The following is a 17231-nucleotide window of genomic DNA, read 5'->3' as shown; positions in this document are numbered from 1 at the left end:
GACCACCGGCGGGTTCTCAGCGGCTTCCTCGCGAGGACAGCGATTTCGCCGTGTATCGGACATACATCAGAAATCGATCCCGCAGCGAGGAAGCCGCTGAGGTTCCGCTGAGCGACCCACTGCGCACGCCAAGATCAAAGACAGGCAGTCAGCGGGCTGCTGTGGAGGGGCGGTCCGGGCGTGGTGGCTTCGGGGCGTCCTTGACGCCGAGGACCCGGTGGCGCGGCAGCAGCGTCGGGTCCGGCGGGACGATCAAGATCGTGAGGTAGTTGATCACGCGCATGGTGAGGACCGCGCACACCGCCGCCGCGACGTCCGTCCAGAAGTGCAGCACCACGCCGTCCGCCATGGCCTGCACGCCCCCGCGGAACGACCACCCGAACGCCACCCAGCCGAGCACCAGGCTCACCGCCCACGCGATCCACCAGGCACCCACCAGCCGCGACGGGCGCGGACGGGACTCCAAGCGGCGATCACCCGCGGTCGCCAGCACGCCGTGCTCCAGCTCCGCCAGCGCCGTCCCCGGCGCCACCAGGTTCACGCCCGGCACCAGCACACCCGCGACGACCTGCCACTCCGGTCGGCGCGGCGACACCTCCAGCCGCTGAGCCGACGCCTTGCGCGCCCACAGCAGCCACAGCACCGCGAACACGCCGCTGGTCAAGCCGAGCAGCCAGCTCAGCACACCCGCCGTCACCACCAGCGTGTCCGACAGGTCCAGCGCCACCTTCGACAGCGCCGAGCCGCGGCTCATCAGCAGCAGGACGTACCGCCACGCCTCGCCCACCGCTGCCACGCCCGACACCGCGGCCATCAGCCACAACGCCGACCACGCCATCGCCGACAGCCAGGTCACCCGCTGCACCGGATCGATCTGCGGACGCGTCGGCAACGCCAGCGGCCAACGCCAGCCCAGCAGCGGGAAACCCCACCGCGGCACCCCCGGGTACGACGGCGGCCCGGTGTAGCGCCCGGCGGAGCGGGGTCGGCGACGCGGACGCAGGCCGCCGGGTGGAGTGGCGACCCACTCCACCCGCAGGCCCGACGAACGATCCGGTGGCGGAGTCGTCACAGCACGAACGGCTCGGCGCCGGGCTCGTCGGACACCACGGGACGGCCCGAGGCGGACCAGCCGTTCATGCCGCGCTCCACGTTGACCGCGTCCCAGCCGTTCGCGTTCAGGTACGCCGTCACCCGCGCCGAACGACCGCCGGAGCGGCACACGACGTAGACCTGGTCGGCCTCCGGCAGCTCGTCGAGCCGCTGTGGGACCTCGTTCATCGGGATGTGCACGGCGCCCGGCGCGTGGCCGGCGGCCCACTCGTCGTTCTCCCGCACGTCCAGCAGCGCGAAGTTCGCGGTGGGCAGGTCGGCGGGCAGCTCCTCCGGCGGCACGCCGGGTACTTGCATCGGGGTAGTCACGCCCCGATGCTGCCACGCCCGCCGTGGGCCTGTCGTGAGGTGTCGGCGCACACCTCGGGCGAAGTGAACGGACCGTTCGTCCAACCGGTTCGGACGAACGGTCCGTTCACTCGGAAAACCCGATCGGCGGCGAGCACCCGACGCACCCGCCCGATCGGAGCGGGTGAACGGACCGTTCGTCCCATCCCGTTGGACGAACGGTCCGTTCACTCCGGCCGGATCAGTGCTCGGTGGCCTTCTCCGCACCGGCACCGGTGAGGGAGCGGACCTCCATCTCGGCGTACTTCTCCGCGTTGTGCGGCTCCTTGCTCAGGATCGTGCCGAGGTAGCCGAGCAGGAACGACAACGGGATCGAGATCAGGCCGGGGTTCTTCAGCGGGAACCACGCGAAGTCCAGCGACGGGAACATCGCGTCCTCGTTACCGCTCACCGCGGGCGAGAACACGATCAGCACGATGGTGATCGCGAGCCCGCCGTAGATGCTCCACAGCGCCCCGGCCGTGTTGAACCGCTTCCAGAACAGCGAGTACAGCAGCGTCGGCAGATTCGCCGAGGCCGCCACCGCGAACGCCAGCGCCACCAGGAACGCCACGTTCTGGCCGTTGGCCGCGATGCCGCCGAGGATCGACACGATGCCGATCACCACCGCGGTGATCCGCGCGACCTTCACCTCCTGCTGCTTGTCGTCGACCTTCCCCTTCTTGATCACGTTCGCGTAGATGTCGTGCGCGAACGAGGCCGACGCGGTGATCGTCAGACCCGCGACGACGGCGAGGATGGTGGCGAACGCGACCGCCGAGATGAACCCGAGCAGCAGCGGCCCGCCCAGCTGCAACGCCAGCAGCGGCGCCGCCGAGTTCACCCCGCCCGGCGCGTCCTTGATCGCCTCCGGGCCGACCATGGCGCCCGCTCCGTACCCGAGCACCAGCGTGAACAGGTAGAACATGCCGATCAGCCAGATCGCCCACACGACCGAACGCCGCGCTTCCTTCGCGGTGGGCACCGTGTAGAAGCGCATCAGCACGTGCGGCAGCCCGGCGGTGCCCAGCACCAGCGCGATGCCCAGCGACAGGAAGTCGAGCCTGCTGGCCCCGGATTCGCCGTACTGCGCGCCGGGGTTGAGCAGCTTCTCGCCGTCGGCACCGGCCCGCTCCACCGCCGACCCGAGCAGCCCGGAGAGGTTGAAGCCGAACTTCGCCAGCACCCAGATGGTCATCACGAACGCGCCCGCGATCAGCAGCGCGGCCTTGATGATCTGCACCCAGGTGGTGCCCTTCATGCCGCCGACCAGCACGTAGAGGATCATCAGCGCGCCGACCACGGCGATCACGATCGCCTGCTGCGCCTTGCTCTCGATGCCCAGCAGCAGCGCGATCAGGCCACCGGCACCGGCCATCTGGGCGAGCAGGTAGAAGAACGACACCGCGAGCGTGGACAGCGAGGCCGCGGTCCGCACCGGGCGCTCCCGCATCCGGAAGCTCAGCACGTCGGCCATCGTGTACCGGCCGGTGTTCCGCAACAGCTCCGCGACCAGCAGCAACGCCACCAGCCACGCGACGAGGAACCCGATCGAGTAGAGGAACCCGTCGTAGCCGTACACCGCGATGGCCCCGGCGATGCCGAGGAACGACGCGGCCGAGAGGTAGTCGCCGGAGATGGCGATGCCGTTCTGCGGGCCGCTGAACGCGCGTCCCGCCGCGTAGTAGTCCGACGCCGTCTTCGTGTTCCGGCTCGCCCGGAACACCACCACCATGGTGACCAGGACGAACAGTCCGAAGATGCCGATGTTGAGCCACCGGTTGGACGCGGGATCGGGCGCCTGCGCCAGGTGGGGCTGGGCGAGCAAGGGTTGGATTCTGCTGATCACCGCTGCTCTCCTTCGACGCGTTCGCGGATCTGCTCGGCGACCGGGTCCAGGTTCTTGTTGGCGTACCGGACGTAGAGGGTCGTGATGAGGAAGGTGGAGACGAACTGCAGCAGCCCGAGCACCAGCCCGACGTTGATGTTGCCGACGAGCTTGATGCTCATGAACCCGTGGGCGTAGTCGGCGAGCAGGACGTAGACCAGGTACCAGACGAGGAAGACCGCCGATACCGGGAAGACGAACTTGCGCAGCCGTTGGCGGAGCGTGGCGAATTCGGGGCTGTTCTGGGCAGCGGCCCAGGTTTCGGCATCGATGCCGGGACTGGGATCGCTCTGGCCCGTGGAGCTCACGGTTGTCCTCCTGAGTCGGGAGGTCGCACTCACCGGCGCCGTGTGACCTCTGTCTCTAGTCGCCGCGCGAACGCTACGTAGTTCGTCTGATTCTGGAAAGGCCCCGAAAGTGGATTGATATCAATCCGCTGGGTGATCAGAACGGACGCAGACAGCAGAAGCCCACCACGGATAGTGACCTCTGTCACTCGCAACTCCCTCCGGCTTCCCCCAAGCAGGTCAGGCTCGGTCGAGGCCGCCGGGGCGCGCGGTTCGCCCCGTCCGGTTCGCCCGGTACGTCCGAGGGAACCGGATGTCCGAGCACGGCGCCGCCCGAGCGAGCGGGAACGCGGGAAACCCGCTCCGATTCCTCGCGGCAGCGCCGGGGCAGCGCTCCGTGCACAACCGCTGAGCTGCGGTGGAGCCGGTATCTCGCCCTGCTCCGTCCCCCACAAGAGTGGTCGCGGTTCCGGGGCGGGACCTGCGCGGAGCGCGAACCGTCCGCGGACGCCCGCCGAACCCGCTCAGAGGCGGTGCCTGCCACCGGATTCCTTGGTCACCACCGGCTTGCGCACCCGGCCGTCCTGGAACCCCAGGCGGTCCGGCGCGTGCATCCGCAGCATCATCCGCGAGACGCCCTCCGGGACCTGCTGCTTCGTCCCCAAGCTGACCAGCACCATCGCCGCGAACGCCACGGGCACGCTCACCAGCGCGGGCTGGCGGACCAGCTCCCCGAACAGCCCGCCCGGATGCGGCCACACCACGCTCACCGCCAGCGCGGCCAGCACCAGACCGCCCCCGGCCAGCAGGCCCACCGACGCGCCCAGCGCCGTCAGCCGCCGCCACCACACGCCCAGCACCAGCAGCGGGCAGAACGTGGAAGCGGCCATCGCGAACGCCAGCCCGACGCTGCGCGCCAAGTCCTGCTCGGCCACCAGCAGCGCCACACCCGTCGGCACCACCGCCGTGACCAGCAGCAGGACCGGCATGTGCCAGTTCTTGACCCGCTGGAAGTTCGACGCCACCACCCCGGCGACGCTCACCACCAGGCCCGAGGACGTCGACACGAACGCCGCGAACGCGCCCGCGGCCGTCAACGCCGTCAGCAAGGCGCCCAGCCAGTTGTCCAGCATCGCGTGCGGCAGCAGCAGCACCGCGGCGTCCGTCTCACCCGTCACCAGCAACGTCGGCGCGAACAGCCGGGACAGCAGGCCCAGCACAGTCGGGAACAGGTAGAAGGTGCCGAGCAGGATCAGCACGAACAGCGCCGTGCGGCGGGCGCCGTGCCCGCTCGGGTTCGCGTAGAAGCGCACCAGCACGTGCGGCAGGCCCATCGTGCCGAGGAAGGTCGCGAGGATCAGCGAGTAGGTGCCGACCAGCGACGCCGGGTCGGCGCTCGCCGGGTGCATCCACGAACCGTTCTCCGCCTCCGCACCGGCCACCACCGGTACCGCGGTGCCCGCGCCGAACGACAACGAGCTGCCCGCGTCGACCTGGTAGTCACCGGGCGGCACCCACACCTCGGCCGTGCCGTCCGGCTGCAGCGGACCGCCCGGAGCGCCCGGCTCCGCGGTGACCCGCAGCCACGTCGGCTCGGTCACCTGCAACGTCACCGAGGTCTCGACGGCGACGTCGGTGTCGCGCTCGAAGACCGGCCCGGGCGCGTTCAACCGCTCCTGCGCGGAACCGCCGAGCAGGAACACGGCGAACAGCACGAACGCCGGGAACGTGATCGCGAACAGCTTCAGCCAGTACTGGAACGCCTGCACCAGCGTCACCGCGCGCATGCCGCCGCTGAAGACGCTGGCCAGCACCACCGGCAGCAGCGCGACCGCGCCCGCCCAGGTCGGCAGCTCGGCGATCACGGCGAACGTCAGCCCGGCCGCCTGGAACTGCGGCACCAGGTACAACCAGCCGATCAGCACCACGAACACGGTGGTCAGCCAGCGCAGCCACGGGAGGTCCAGCCGCACCACGGCGAAGTCGGGCACCGTGTAGGCGCCGGATCGGCGCAGCGGCGCGGCGATGAACAGCATCACCGCCAAGTACCCGGAGGCGAACCCGATCGGATACCACAGCGCGGTCGAGCCGTCCTTGAGGATCAGCCCGGCGACGCCCAGGAACGAAGCCGCCGAGAGGTACTCGCCCGAGATGGCCGCCGCGTTGCGCTCCTCCCGCACCAGCCGCCGCGCGCGGTGCAGGTCCGAGGTGGCGCGCGCATGGCTCGACCCCCACGCGCCGATGGCGAACGTCGCCACCACCACGACGGCGATCCCGCCCAGCGTCCAGAAAACGGAGACCTCCGGCACCGCCGAACCCACCGCTACCGCTCGATCATGTGCAGGAAATCGCGCTCGTGCCGAGCCGCGGCCCGCGAGTACCAGAAACCGAGCAACGCCATGAACGGATAGGGCAACACCCCGAGCACCAGCCAAGGCAACCGGATTCCGGCGATCACCATGTCTCCCAGCGACGGCAGCACGTAGAACAGCAGCGGCAGGCCGAACAGGCCCGCCGCGAGGAGCCCCGTCATCAGCAGCGCGCTGCGCAGCTGCGCGCGCACCAGATAACGGACCAGCACCTCACCGACGCTGGTCTGCTCCTCCAGCTCCATGATCGTACGGGGCACCGGCGCTCCGTGGCGCCGATCGGACAGAACCACGCGCTGCCGACGAGGCCGGCGACCGCCGGGGGCGCTCGCCGACTGCTGCTCCGGCGTCATGCCCCACCGGCCGGGAGGCGGCGGCTCATCCCTGCGACCCCCAGCCCTGCCGCGGCGCGCGCACCAACCGGTCCTTGAGCTCGCGGGTGTGGCGCCTGCTGACGGGCAGCTCCTTCGGTTCCCCGCCGCCGAGCAGCACCGAGTAGCCCGACGAGGACATGCGGAGCTCGCTGACCAGGGACATCGACACCAGGTACGAGCGGTGGATCCGGATGAAGTTGGCGTCGGCCCAGCGTTCCTCCAGCTGCGCCAGCGGAATCCGCACCAGGTGCGAGCCGCCGTCGGTGGTGTGCAGGCGCGCGTAGTCGCCCTGCGCCTCCACCCAGCGCACCGTCTTGCGGGACACCATCTTCGTCGTCCCGGCCAGCTCCACAGGGATCACCTCGTCCTCGTCGGTGACGGGAAGTTCCGCGGCGGGCGCGTCCGGCCGGCCACCGGCGGCGCGTTCGGCCTTGGTGCGCTCGATGTTGCGCAGCGCGCGGTCCACGCGGTCGGCGTCGGCCGGTTTCATGATGTAGTCCAGGGCGCCCACCTCGAACGCCTCCAGCGCGTTCTCCTCGTGGCCGGTGATGAACACCAGCGAGGGCGGCTGCTTGAAGGCGTTGAGGACCCTGGCCAGCTCCATGCCGCTGAGCCCCGGCATGGACACGTCGGCGAACACCGCGTCCACGACGGACTCCTCGCTGTCCCGGGAGCGCAGCTGGTCGTCGCTGCGCAGCAGGCGCAACGCCTCGGCCGCGTCGAACGCGAGGAGGACCCGCGCCACCCGCGGGTTTTTCTCCAGCAGGAACTTCATCTCGTCGAGCCCGGCCATCTCGTCGTCCACAGCCAGCACGACTAAGCCCGAGGCGCCGGGTTGAACATTCGTGTCCGGTTGAATACTCACTGTAACGCCAATCCTGCCGCGCCGGGTGGCGCACTGTCCACGATCAGATCTCTCGGCTCGGTGCACCACGACGACGATGTCGCGGATCTCCGGCCCGCACGTGCGGCGTCGCCGAGCGATGCCGTGGCAGCCGCTGCGCAGATCATCGTGGCATCACTCGGCCGAGCGACACAGGGCACGCCGCCGGGCACGGCTGAGTGAGGTGTGTCACGCCGCGGAATCAACGTACGGTGTTCGACCGGACACGGAGGCGGCGGGGTCGGCGAAACGCGGCAGGCGGCCGTCCGCCGCCGCGCTCCGCCGGGCGCTCACAGTCCGAAGCGGGACCACTGCGCGCGCTGCTCCAGTGCCTCCACCAGCGAGGACGCCGAGGCCCCGAGACCGAGCCGGGCACCGGGACCGCTCGCGCTGAGCCGGGCCAGCAGCGGCTTGCGCGGTTCGACGTCCACGAGGTGCGCCTTCGGGAACTTCTCCTTCACGATGCCGCGCAGCGTGCCCAGGCCGTCGACGAGGCCGAGCTCCTTGGCCTTGGCTCCCGTCCACACCTCACCGGTGAACAGCTCCTCGGTGCTGCTGAGCTTGTCGCCGCGCCGCTCCCGGACCCAGTCGGTGAACTGCTCGTGCAGCTCGTTCTGCAGGCCGTGCAGCCAGCGCACGTCCTCGTCCTTCTCCGGGCTGAACGGGTCCAGCCGGACCTTGTTCTCGCCCGCCGTGTAGACGCGGCGCTCCACGCCGATGCGCTCCAGCAGCCCGTTGAGCCCGAAGCTCGCGCTGACCACGCCGACCGACCCGACCATCGAGGTGCGGTGCGCGTAGATCTCGTCGGCCGCGCACGCCAGCCAGTACCCGCCGGAGGCGGCGACGTCCTCGCAGAACGCCAGCACCGGCACCTCCTTCTCGGCGGCCAGCCCGCGAATCCGGTCCGCGACCAGCGCGGACTGGGTGGGCGCGCCACCAGGAGAGTTGATCGACAGCACCACCGCGGACAGCCGGTCGTGGTTGAACGCCCTGGTCAGCGCCGACTCGGTGGTCTGCATCGAGATGGTGCCGCGGTTGACGGGCCCGGGGGTCGGCGTGATCGTGCCGTGCAACTTGACCACCGCCACCACCGGTCCGCGTTCGGCCCGCTCGGCCAGCTTCGGCGGCAGCTTCGAAGCGAGCTTGCCGGTCAGGACGTCGGTGAACTTCTGCGGTGCGTTGTCGTTCATGCCCCGACGTTACCGGCTTCCCCGCGCCCCCGGCGGGGTTCGCACGACGCCCCAATCGTCCGATCAGCGCCTGGGCTGCGCGGTCGCGCCGGGGGACGGCTCGTCGAACGCGGCCACCGGCAGCGGCAGCACGCCGGGCGCGAACTTCGGCACCCGCATGATCACCTTCATGCCCGCGTTCTCCGCGGTCTCCACGACCAGGCCGTAGTCGTCGCCGAAGGTCGCGCGCATCCGGTTGTTGATGTTGCCCAGGCCCACGTGGGCGCCCGTCAGGTGCGCGTTCGCCAACTCGACGTCCAGCCGGTTCGGGTCCATCCCGATGCCGTCGTCGTCCACGCTGATCAGCGCCTCCGAGCCGCGGTCCTCGGCGACCACCGACACCGTGCCGCCACCGGGCTTGGTCGCCAGCCCGTGCCGCACCGCGTTCTCCACCAGCGGCTGCAGCGCCAGGAACGGCACCACCACCGGCAGCACCTCCGGCGCGATCTTGAGCTGCACCTTGAGCCGGTCCGGGCCGAACCGGGCGCGCTCCAGGATCAGGTAGCGGTCGATGTTGCGGATCTCGTCGGCCAGCGTCGTGTAGAGCCCGGTGGAGCGGAACGAGTAGCGGGTGAAGTCCGCGAACTCCATCAACAGGTCGCGGGCCTGCTCCGGGTCGTTGCGGATCTGCGAGGAGATGGTGTTGAGCGCGTTGTAGATGAAGTGCGGGGAGATCTGCGCCCGCAGCGCGCGCACCTCGGCGTGCGCCAGCTTCTCCTTCGACTCCTGCAGCTCCGCGAGCTCCAGGTGCGTCGACACGTGGTGGGCGACCTCGCTGGCGGCGCGCAGCAGCCGCTTGCGGTCGCCGCCGCTGATGATGACCAGCACGCCGCGGATCTCCCCGGAGACCTCCAGCGGCACCACGACCCCGTACCGCATCAGGCAGGGCCGCTGGTCGCACAGCAGGTCGGTGTGGTCGACGTACTCCCGCTTGCCGTCGCGCAGCGCCACTTCGATCTTGCCGCGCAGGTCGGCGTAGTGCTCGTTGGCGTCGCCGTCCCAGCTCAGCAGCGTCCCGTCGGCGTCGACCACCCCCACCGCCACGCACGAGAGCAGCTCGCGCAGGTGGGGCGCGGTCTTGTCCGCCGATTCCTGCGTCATGCCCGATCGCAGGAACGGCGCGGCTCCCGTCACGTGGTGCAAGGCCGTCAGCATCGCGTCCTCCACCGAGGTGCTCACCCGGCGCGAACGGCACAGCAGTACGAACATTCCGAGCACGGCGAGGGCGGCGAGCGCGGTCAGCACGGTCCGCTCGGTCAACAGCTCCGGCACGCCCACCAGTATTCTTCCCCGACACTCATAGAATCAAGAAGACTACGCTGGGTAGGCCGATCCCCTCGGTGAGCGGTTGCCGCGCCCTCCGTTCGGCCCCCTCCGCTGAGCCGAACGAACGCACCCGGACGAGATCGGTCCGGATCACTTCAGCAGCCGCGACATCCGCCGGTCCGCGAGCTTCTTCCCGCCGGTCTGGCAGGTGGGGCAGTACTGCAGCGAGCGGTCCGCGAACGAGACCTCCCGCACCAGGTCACCGCACACCGGGCAGGGCAGTCCGGTCCGCCCGTGCACCCGCAGCCCGGAGCGCTTCTCCGCCTTCAACCGCGCCGCGTCCTGGTGCGCCGAGCGCTCCACCGCGTCGGTGAGCACCTCCCGCAGCGACGCGAACAGCCGTCCCACCGACTCCTCGTCGAGCTTGCCCGCGGTGGCGAACGGGGAGAGCCGGGCGCGGTGCAGGATCTCGTCGGAGTACGCGTTGCCGATGCCCGCCAGCCGGGACTGGTCGGTGAGCACGGTCTTGATCCGCTCGGTACGCCCGGCGAGCACCGCGGCGAACTCGTCCACGGTCACCGCCAGCGCGTCCGGCCCCAGCCGCGCCACGCCCGGCACCTCCACCGGGTCGCGCACGATCCACACCGCGAGCTTCTTCTGCGTGCCCGCCTCGGTGAGGTCGAAACCGGGCCCGCCGAGGTGCACCCGCAGCGCGATCGGCCCGCGCCCCGGCTTCGGCGGGGCGGGCGAGACCGAGTCGGACCAGCGCAGCCACCCGGCGCGCGCGAGGTGCGCCACCAGGTGCACGCCGTCGCAGTCCAGGTCCAGGTGCTTGCCGTGCCGGGCGGCGGCGGTGACCGTCCGGCCGTGCAACGCGGAGTACGGCGGATCGGCGGTCTTGAGCACGCTCAACGACGCCACGTCGACCCGCGCCACGGCGCGCCCCACCGCGTGGTCCCGCAGGTGGCGCGCCAACGCCTCGACTTCCGGCAGCTCAGGCACTCCACCAGTCTGCCAAGATCCACCGGTGGCGGCGTCCGATCACTCGGTCGGCTGCAACGATCCGTTCATGTCGGGTTCCGCGTAGAGCTCGATCTGACGAGCGATCTTCGCGGTCTCCTGGCGCACGTTGAGGAAGCCGCGCTGCACGCCGACCCAGCGCTCCGGCTGGTGCTCCTCCTCGTCGCCGGGGGTCTCGGCGATGATCGTCCAAGGACGGTGCAGCAACCAGCGCACCGGGAAGAACAGCACCACCACGAGCAGCGCGAGGATCAGCCAGATCGGGATGTAGACGCCCGGCGGTGTCCACAGGATGAACGTCGCCACCAGCACGATCAGCACGCCGAACATCAGGATCGCGGGCCCTGCCCCGCCGTTGACGTCGTGCTCGAAGTCGTCACCCGCGATCGGGTTCGACCACTCGAGGCTGGAACGCACGTTCCACAGCCTGCCGTCGGAACCCCGAACCACCCGGTTCATCGTCGCCTCCTCGCCCGACGCCGGGCGTTCTCGGATCGGTCGTCTCAGCCGTGCCGCCACTCGTTCCGGTGCCGAGCACCGTCACCGAGCGTGCCGATACCGTATCGCGCCCGTCATCGGCCTGGAGGGTGAAACTCGGGCGGCACCCGGTCATTGTCGATCACACCGGCCGAATGGACCAGCCCCGCCCGGAACCGGCCGCCGAACTCGTTTCGCGTGGTGGCACCGCGGCTCCGCGGGCGCGATCCGCGAATGGCCCGGCCGCGGGCGGCGTCGCTACCGTGGGGGCATCGGTCGCCCGCCGCGTGGCGACGATCACCGGGAGGCCTTCGTGGATCTCGACCAGGCTCGTTCGTTCGTCCGGGAGCACCACCGGGCCGTGCTGAGCACGCTGCGCGCGGACGGGACTCCGCAGTTGAGCCCGGTGCTGGCCGCGGTCGACGACGCGGGGCACGTCGTCGTCAGCACCACCGGGGGCAGCGCGAAGGCGCACAACCTCCGGCGCGATCCGCGCGCGTGGGTGTGCGTGCTGCCGGACGAGTTCTTCGGCGAGTGGATCCAGGTCGAGGGCGCCGCGGAAGTCGTCGAGCAGCCGGCGGCGCTGCCGCTGCTGGAGGACTACTACCGCACCGTCTCCGGTGAGCACGAGGACTGGGCGGCCTACCGGGAGGCGATGGTTCGGGAGCGCCGAGTGCTGCTGCGCATCGAGCTCGTGCGGGCCGGACCGAGCCGACGGTGACCCCCCGGCAACGGGGCGCGAACCATGGGTTAAAGTGTTCTCAACAGCGCTTCGAGGGGCGCAGGAGATCACTCCGGTGATCGAGCTCCTCAAGGTTCTGATGCGGATGTAGCGCAGCTGGTAGCGCATCACCTTGCCAAGGTGAGGGTCGCGGGTTCGAGTCCCGTCATCCGCTCGCAGAAAGGCCCCGCCGGGTTCGGCGGGGCCTTTTTCGTCGTCGTGGCCGGTCAGCTCTCCAGCTTGAAGCCGACCTTGAGCCCGACCTGGAAGTGGGCCACCTCGCCGTTCTCGACGTGGCCGCGGACTTCGGTGACCTCGAACCAGTCGACCTCCCGCAACGTCTGCGCGGCTCGCCGCACTCCTTTGCGGATCGCGTCGTCGACGCCCTCCGCGGACGAACCGACGATCTCGGTGACTCGATAGATGTTGTCTGCCATGCCCCGGATGGTCGGTTCGGACACCTCCGCCCGCAAGCCGAACCCGATCTTGGACTAGACCAATCGGCCTCAAGGTCTGGACCAGTAGCCCGCTTCGACCGATCTCCATATTGCCCAGAACGGAGCTATTAAGCCAGAAGGGTGAGAAGTAACTTTTGCGGCACCGATCCAGAAAGGAGCACTCCCATGCTCAAGAAACGTGTTAAAAGCACGATCGGTATCGCAGCGCTCAGCATTGCCGGATTGGCATTGCCGGTTTTCACATCCGGTGTCGCGAACAGCCACGGATTCGTCCAGAGCCCCGCGAGCCGCCAGGAGGCCTGCTCCAACGGGACGCTGAACGACTGCGGCGCGATCCAGTGGGAGCCGCAGAGCGCGGAAGGGCCGAAGGGCTTTCCCGAGGCGGGCCCCGTTGACGGCTCGCTCTGCTCCGCGGGCAAGGAGGGCTTCTCCGAGCTCGACGACCCGCGCGGTGGCCAGTGGCCCGCGACGGACGTCGCCGCTGGTCAGGACTTCCAGTTCCAGTGGAAGATCACGGCCGCGCACTCCACGACCTCGTTCCGCTACTTCGTCACCAAGGACGGCTGGGACCCGAACAAGCCGCTGTCGCGCGACCAGCTCGAGCCGGCCCCGTTCGTCGACGTCGACTACGGCGGCGCCCAGCCGCCGAACACCTACACCCACGACGGCAAGATGCCCGAAGGCAAGTCCGGCCGGCACGTGATCCTCGGCGTGTGGGACATCGCGGACACCGCGAACGCCTTCTACTCCTGCGCGGACGTCAACTTCGGCTGACCCGCTTTTCCGTCCCCCGGCCTTCGTCCCGGCGCGCGATCAGCACGCCGGGACGAAGCTCGTCGGCACCCCTGATTTCGATCTTGAATCGGACCGGGAAAAAGGGGAAATTCGCGGATAGGTGGGAATGAATTCGAATTAGTCGATCATTCATCCCACGGCGGAACTACTCGGCGACCAGGCCGACCGGGCAGGAGACCCCGGTGCCGCCGATGCCGCAGTAACCGTTCGGGTTCTTCGCCTCCGACAGGTACTGCTGGTGGTAGCCCTCGGCGTAGTAGAACTCCCCCAGCGCCGCGATCTCCGTGGTGATCGAGCCGTGGCCCGCCGCGGTCAACGCCGCCTGGTACTGCTCGCGGCTGTCCTCCACCGCCGCGCGCTGCGCGTCGTCGGCGTAGTAGACGGCCGAGCGGTACTGGCTGCCGCGGTCGTTGCCCTGGCGCAGGCCCTGCGTCGGGTCGTGGCCCTCCCAGAACACCCGCAGCACCTGGGGCAGCGCGATCACGGCCGGGTCGAAGACGACCAGCACGGCCTCGGTGTGCCCGGTCAGACCGCTGCACACCTCCTCGTAGGTGGGGTTCGGCGTGTAGCCGCCCGCGTAACCGACGGCGGTGGTCCACACGCCCTCGGTCCGCCAGAAGATCCGCTCCGCGCCCCAGAAGCAGCCCATGCCCACGACCAGCGACTCGGTGCCCTGCGGGAAGGGCGGGACGATCGTGCGGTCGCCGAACACCGCGTGCCGCTCGGGCACCGGGAGCGGGGTGGAGCGGCCCGGCAACGCCTCGTCCGGGTCGATCATGCGGATCCTGTCACCGAAGAACAGCGCCATGCCCCCGATGCTACGCGCGGGATCAGGGGTGGTCGGCCGACCGGGAGACCCTGCCCAGCGGCCGGGTCTCCTCCTCCGCCATCGGCGGATCCGGGCGGCGCGCGGCGTGCCTGCCGCGACGCGGCGGAGCGGGGACGGCGGGTCCGCCGAGGTCGCCGGAGCGGCCGTGGCGCGGCGCGGGCTCGACCGGGTCCTCCGTCGGCCAGAGCTCCGCCGGTTCCGACGCGGGCCCGGCCGGGGGGAAGTTGCGCTCGGTCTCCGCCGCGTCGCCGGGAACCGGCGCCCGCCGGTCGGCGGGGGGCGGGGTGGAGCGTGCCCGCTCGGCGGCGTCCCGGACGGCGGTGCGCTCCGCTTCCCGGTCGCCGGTTCCGGGGTCGTCGTAGTCCCGGTGCCGGTCGCGGTCGCTGCGGTCACGCCGGTCGTACGCGTCGTCCCGGTCGTACTCCTCGTCCAGGTCGTCGTAGTCCCAGTCGTCGCGGTCCCAGTCGTCGCGGTCGCGACCGTCGTCGTCCCAGGCCCGGTCGTCGCGATCCGCGTCGTCGTCGCGGAACCGGTCGCGGTCACCGCGCGACCGGGACTCCGGTGCGATGTAGTGCCGCAGCCGCATCGTCGGCTCCTCGACGAACACCCACGACAACGTGCCCAGCACGTAGGCGATCGGCGCCGCGCACAGCAGCATCAGGTACTGGTTCGCGATGCCCGCCATCGCCAGCAGCTGCTGGACGGGGAAGCCCCACACGTAGACGCCGTAGCTGCCGTTGACGAACAGTCCCGGGACCGTGAGCCGCGCGGGCCAGAAGTGCCCGGCGACCACCACCGCGTAGCTGGCCGCGAACACCATCAGGAACGAGGCGGAGATGCTGTTCGGCATGGCCACGAGCACGGCCAGCGCCGCGACGGCGGCGGTCGGCGACAGCGGGATCCGGTACAGGTTCAGCACGACGCCGAAGGCGAACGCCACCAGGAACGCGACCAGCGATTCCACCGGGACGCTCAGCATCGAGCCCGCGGACTCCGCGCCCGGGTCCTGCTCCAGGTAGCGGTCCCACACCACGAGCGCGGCCAGCGCCACGACCGCCAGCCACCGCCACCGCTGCTTCGCCGCGCCCGCCAGCAGCAGCACGTACAGACCGCCGTAGGCGAGCAGCTCCATCGGCAGCGTCCACAGCGAGCCGTTCACCGCGTCCGGCCACGGATTCCCGGTGAACACTCCGGGAAGTTCGTGCTTCAACGTCAGCAACCCGGCGTTGTTGACGACGTAACCCCAGGTGTCGCGCGCGGCGAAGTACTCCCCCACCGGCAGCGTCGTCACCAGCGGACCGACGACCAGCGCCAGGCCCAGCGTGACGGTGAGCATCGGCGGCCACAGCCGCAGCACTCGTTTCGCGGCGAATCGAACGGGGTGCGGATCGCGAATCCAGCTCTCCGCGATCTGAAAGCCGCTCATCGCGAAAAAACCCATGAGCACGCCCTCATCGGGCTGCACCGGCCATTCCGGCGGGAACAGCTCGCCCGATCCGGCCAGCGGAGAACTGTGCCCGTAGATCACCAGCAACGCGCCGATCATGCGGATCCACGCGAAACCGTGCGCGGGGTCGGCGAAGCGCTCCGGGTGAGCGTGCTCGACACGCACCGTGCCCACCCGCTTCACCCCCAGGAAGTCACCCTCGAACCCGCCCTCAACACGGAGTAGCGTATCGGGTGACACCGTGATCTCGGCGCCCGTTTCGGCGACCGAGGCCGCGCGCACTGCTCACACCGCCCGGATCGTTATCCGGCCGGTGCATCGCGCGCGCACTGGGGGGTGCAAAATGACGGGCGATCGCACATCGGCAGCGACTCGTGAAAACCGGAAAGGGCGCATCGGTGACCTGGCAAGACGAGCTGCACAATCTCGACGCCGAACTCGCGGCAGGCAGGATCTCCGCCGAGGAGTACCGCTCCCGGCGGGACGCGTTGATCGGCAGGTCGCAGGGCGGACCCGCGTCAGGCGACTTCCCGCAGCAGCCCGGAACTCCTTCCGGTGGCTTCCCCCAACAGGGGACCCCGCCCGGTGGCCAGCAGAACCCGAGCCCGTTCCCTCCCGCGTTCAACTGGGGCGCCGCCGCCGCGCAAGGCGCGCAGGCCGCCCAGCAACCGCAGCAGCCGCAGCCGTCGAACGAGTCCACGCAGGTCGTGCAGAACCCGATGGCGCAGCAGTCGGAGAGCACGCAGGTCGTCAACGTCGGCCAGCAGCAGCCCCAGCAGTGGGGGCAGCAGCCGCAGCCGCAGTGGAACCAGCAGCCGGGTTGGAACACCGGCGAGAACGCCGGTTCGCCCTGGGGTGACCCGGATCAGCCGCCGGCACCGGAGCACGGCGACACCAGCTGGATGCGCCAGGGCCCGGAGGTCTTCGAGGTCGGCGACGGCTCCTCGAAGGGCAAGACCATCGCGGGCATCTCGCTCGGCGCGGTGCTGCTGGTCGGAGTCATCGTCGCCGGCGTCTTCTACTTCACCTCCGGTGGCGACGAGGCGGCGCCGCCGCAGCCGACGGAGCAGCAGGCGCCGCCGGTGCCGACGCCCGAACCGCTGCCGGAGCCGCCGGCCGCGAAGCCCGCGCCGGTGGCCACCCCCGAGGTGCTGGTCGCCCCGCCGCCCGGTCAGCCGCACCCGTACAACGGGCCGCTGGACCGCCCGGCGCTGGAGAACAGCCCGAAGGCGGGCGTGCTGCGCGATCCGGTGCGCAACGCCGCGCTGCAGGGCGGCTTGATCGACGGCTTCTTCAGCCGCAGCGACGGCGCAGCGACGTCGGTGCTGCTCACCGTGCGGATGCCGGACCCGACGGCGGCGCAGGCCGTGGCGCAGGCCTACTTGGACGACCAGCAGGGCCTCAGCGTCAACGAGGACCTCTCCTACCAGGGCGTCGAGGTGATGACGACCGGCGGCGGCGTGTACCGCACCGCCTACGTCGCGCACGGCTGGGCGATCATCGTCGACGTCAGCGCGCAGGACAAGGCGGCCGCGGAGACGGCGTTCAAGCAGCTGCTCGACCAGCAGCTCGCCCAGACCCCGCCCACGGTCCGCGACTGAATTTCCCATCAGCAATTGACTGCTTCCACGGCTTGTTTTGCTGTGGTGGTGCGGTAGCGGAACCTCAGCGGCTTCCTCGCTGCGGGATCTTTTTTCCAAGTGGCTCCGCCACGAGGAAAAAAGCTGTCCTCGCGAGGAAGCCGCTGA

At 70.3% G+C, this 17231-nt stretch carries 17 protein-coding genes and 1 tRNA gene; 4 read left to right on the top strand and 14 right to left on the bottom strand.

The annotated features are described in order from the left end of the window. Nucleotides 1–148 precede the first annotated feature (148 nt). From ACWD38_RS27685 to ACWD38_RS27635, 11 genes are all read right to left on the bottom strand, one after another. Nucleotides 149–1072, bottom strand: a complete 924-nt coding sequence (locus ACWD38_RS27685) for a DUF4328 domain-containing protein (protein ID WP_450125234.1) — start codon at nucleotides 1070–1072, stop codon at nucleotides 149–151. Next, complete coding sequence (locus ACWD38_RS27680) at nucleotides 1069–1410, bottom strand: rhodanese-like domain-containing protein (RefSeq protein WP_184485953.1); 342 nt, start codon at nucleotides 1408–1410, stop codon at nucleotides 1069–1071. The genes ACWD38_RS27685 and ACWD38_RS27680 overlap by 4 nt, the downstream gene beginning before the upstream one ends. A 232-nt stretch (nucleotides 1411–1642) precedes the next feature. Beyond that, on the bottom strand, nucleotides 1643–3175 hold the full coding sequence (locus ACWD38_RS27675; protein ID WP_246458520.1) for a solute symporter family protein: 1533 nt from the start codon (nucleotides 3173–3175) through the stop codon (nucleotides 1643–1645). A gap of 110 nt (nucleotides 3176–3285) precedes the next feature. After that, nucleotides 3286–3636, bottom strand: coding sequence for a DUF485 domain-containing protein (locus ACWD38_RS27670; RefSeq protein WP_184483882.1), 351 nt, complete (start codon nucleotides 3634–3636; stop codon nucleotides 3286–3288). A 503-nt stretch (nucleotides 3637–4139) separates the two neighbouring features. Beyond that, nucleotides 4140–5936: a sodium/solute symporter gene (locus ACWD38_RS27665; protein WP_343071632.1), complete on the bottom strand. Its 1797-nt coding sequence runs from the start codon at nucleotides 5934–5936 to the stop codon at nucleotides 4140–4142. A 2-nt stretch (nucleotides 5937–5938) separates the two neighbouring features. Beyond that, on the bottom strand, nucleotides 5939–6244 hold the full coding sequence (locus tag ACWD38_RS27660) for a hypothetical protein (RefSeq protein ID WP_246457113.1): 306 nt from the start codon (nucleotides 6242–6244) through the stop codon (nucleotides 5939–5941). Nucleotides 6245–6362: 118 nt separating this feature from the next. Beyond that, on the bottom strand, nucleotides 6363–7172 hold the full coding sequence (locus ACWD38_RS27655; RefSeq protein ID WP_343071633.1) for a LytR/AlgR family response regulator transcription factor: 810 nt from the start codon (nucleotides 7170–7172) through the stop codon (nucleotides 6363–6365). A gap of 359 nt (nucleotides 7173–7531) precedes the next feature. Further along, nucleotides 7532–8431: a S49 family peptidase gene (locus ACWD38_RS27650; RefSeq protein ID WP_184483886.1), complete on the bottom strand. Its 900-nt coding sequence runs from the start codon at nucleotides 8429–8431 to the stop codon at nucleotides 7532–7534. A 63-nt stretch (nucleotides 8432–8494) separates the two neighbouring features. Beyond that, nucleotides 8495–9742, bottom strand: a complete 1248-nt coding sequence (locus ACWD38_RS27645; RefSeq protein ID WP_450125233.1) for a GAF domain-containing sensor histidine kinase — start codon at nucleotides 9740–9742, stop codon at nucleotides 8495–8497. Nucleotides 9743–9886: 144 nt separating this feature from the next. Further along, nucleotides 9887–10738 carry an Fpg/Nei family DNA glycosylase gene (locus ACWD38_RS27640; RefSeq protein WP_450125232.1) on the bottom strand — a complete coding sequence of 284 codons (852 nt, stop codon included), beginning with the start codon at nucleotides 10736–10738 and terminating at the stop codon, nucleotides 9887–9889. Between the two features lie 39 nt (nucleotides 10739–10777). Beyond that, the gene (locus tag ACWD38_RS27635; protein WP_184483892.1) at nucleotides 10778–11215 is read right to left on the bottom strand and encodes a DUF983 domain-containing protein; all 438 of its coding nucleotides are present in this window, start codon (nucleotides 11213–11215) and stop codon (nucleotides 10778–10780) included. 331 nt (nucleotides 11216–11546) lie between these two features. Between ACWD38_RS27635 and ACWD38_RS27630 the strand changes: the two genes are divergently transcribed. Together ACWD38_RS27630 and ACWD38_RS27625 are read left to right on the top strand one after the other, a co-directional pair. Then, the gene (locus tag ACWD38_RS27630; RefSeq protein ID WP_184483894.1) at nucleotides 11547–11954 is read left to right on the top strand and encodes a TIGR03618 family F420-dependent PPOX class oxidoreductase; all 408 of its coding nucleotides are present in this window, start codon (nucleotides 11547–11549) and stop codon (nucleotides 11952–11954) included. Between the two features lie 102 nt (nucleotides 11955–12056). After that, nucleotides 12057–12129 (top strand) — tRNA-Gly (locus tag ACWD38_RS27625). Between the two features lie 52 nt (nucleotides 12130–12181). Here ACWD38_RS27625 and ACWD38_RS27620 read toward each other — a convergent pair. After that, nucleotides 12182–12391, bottom strand: a complete 210-nt coding sequence (locus ACWD38_RS27620; protein ID WP_184483896.1) for a dodecin — start codon at nucleotides 12389–12391, stop codon at nucleotides 12182–12184. Between the two features lie 243 nt (nucleotides 12392–12634). Here ACWD38_RS27620 and ACWD38_RS27615 point away from each other — a divergent pair, with 243 nt between their 5' ends. After that, a complete protein-coding gene (locus ACWD38_RS27615) occupies nucleotides 12635–13186 on the top strand; it encodes a lytic polysaccharide monooxygenase auxiliary activity family 9 protein (protein WP_246457114.1) in 552 nt (183 codons plus the stop codon). Between the two features lie 166 nt (nucleotides 13187–13352). On the opposite strand, the gene msrA is transcribed toward ACWD38_RS27615, so the two are convergent. Further along, nucleotides 13353–14015 carry a peptide-methionine (S)-S-oxide reductase MsrA gene (msrA, locus tag ACWD38_RS27610; protein WP_184483900.1) on the bottom strand — a complete coding sequence of 221 codons (663 nt, stop codon included), beginning with the start codon at nucleotides 14013–14015 and terminating at the stop codon, nucleotides 13353–13355. Between the two features lie 22 nt (nucleotides 14016–14037). Continuing rightward, complete coding sequence (locus ACWD38_RS27605) at nucleotides 14038–15657, bottom strand: acyltransferase family protein (RefSeq protein WP_450125231.1); 1620 nt, start codon at nucleotides 15655–15657, stop codon at nucleotides 14038–14040. Between the two features lie 224 nt (nucleotides 15658–15881). On the opposite strand from ACWD38_RS27605, the gene ACWD38_RS27600 reads away from it, so the two are divergent. Further along, the gene (locus ACWD38_RS27600) at nucleotides 15882–17084 is read left to right on the top strand and encodes a hypothetical protein (protein ID WP_450125230.1); all 1203 of its coding nucleotides are present in this window, start codon (nucleotides 15882–15884) and stop codon (nucleotides 17082–17084) included. Nucleotides 17085–17231: the final 147 nt, after the last annotated feature.

Source organism: Saccharopolyspora sp. NPDC002578, assembly GCF_053592695.1.
Note: the sequence above shows the minus strand (reverse complement) of the source record. Positions and strands in the feature narration are given on the sequence as shown.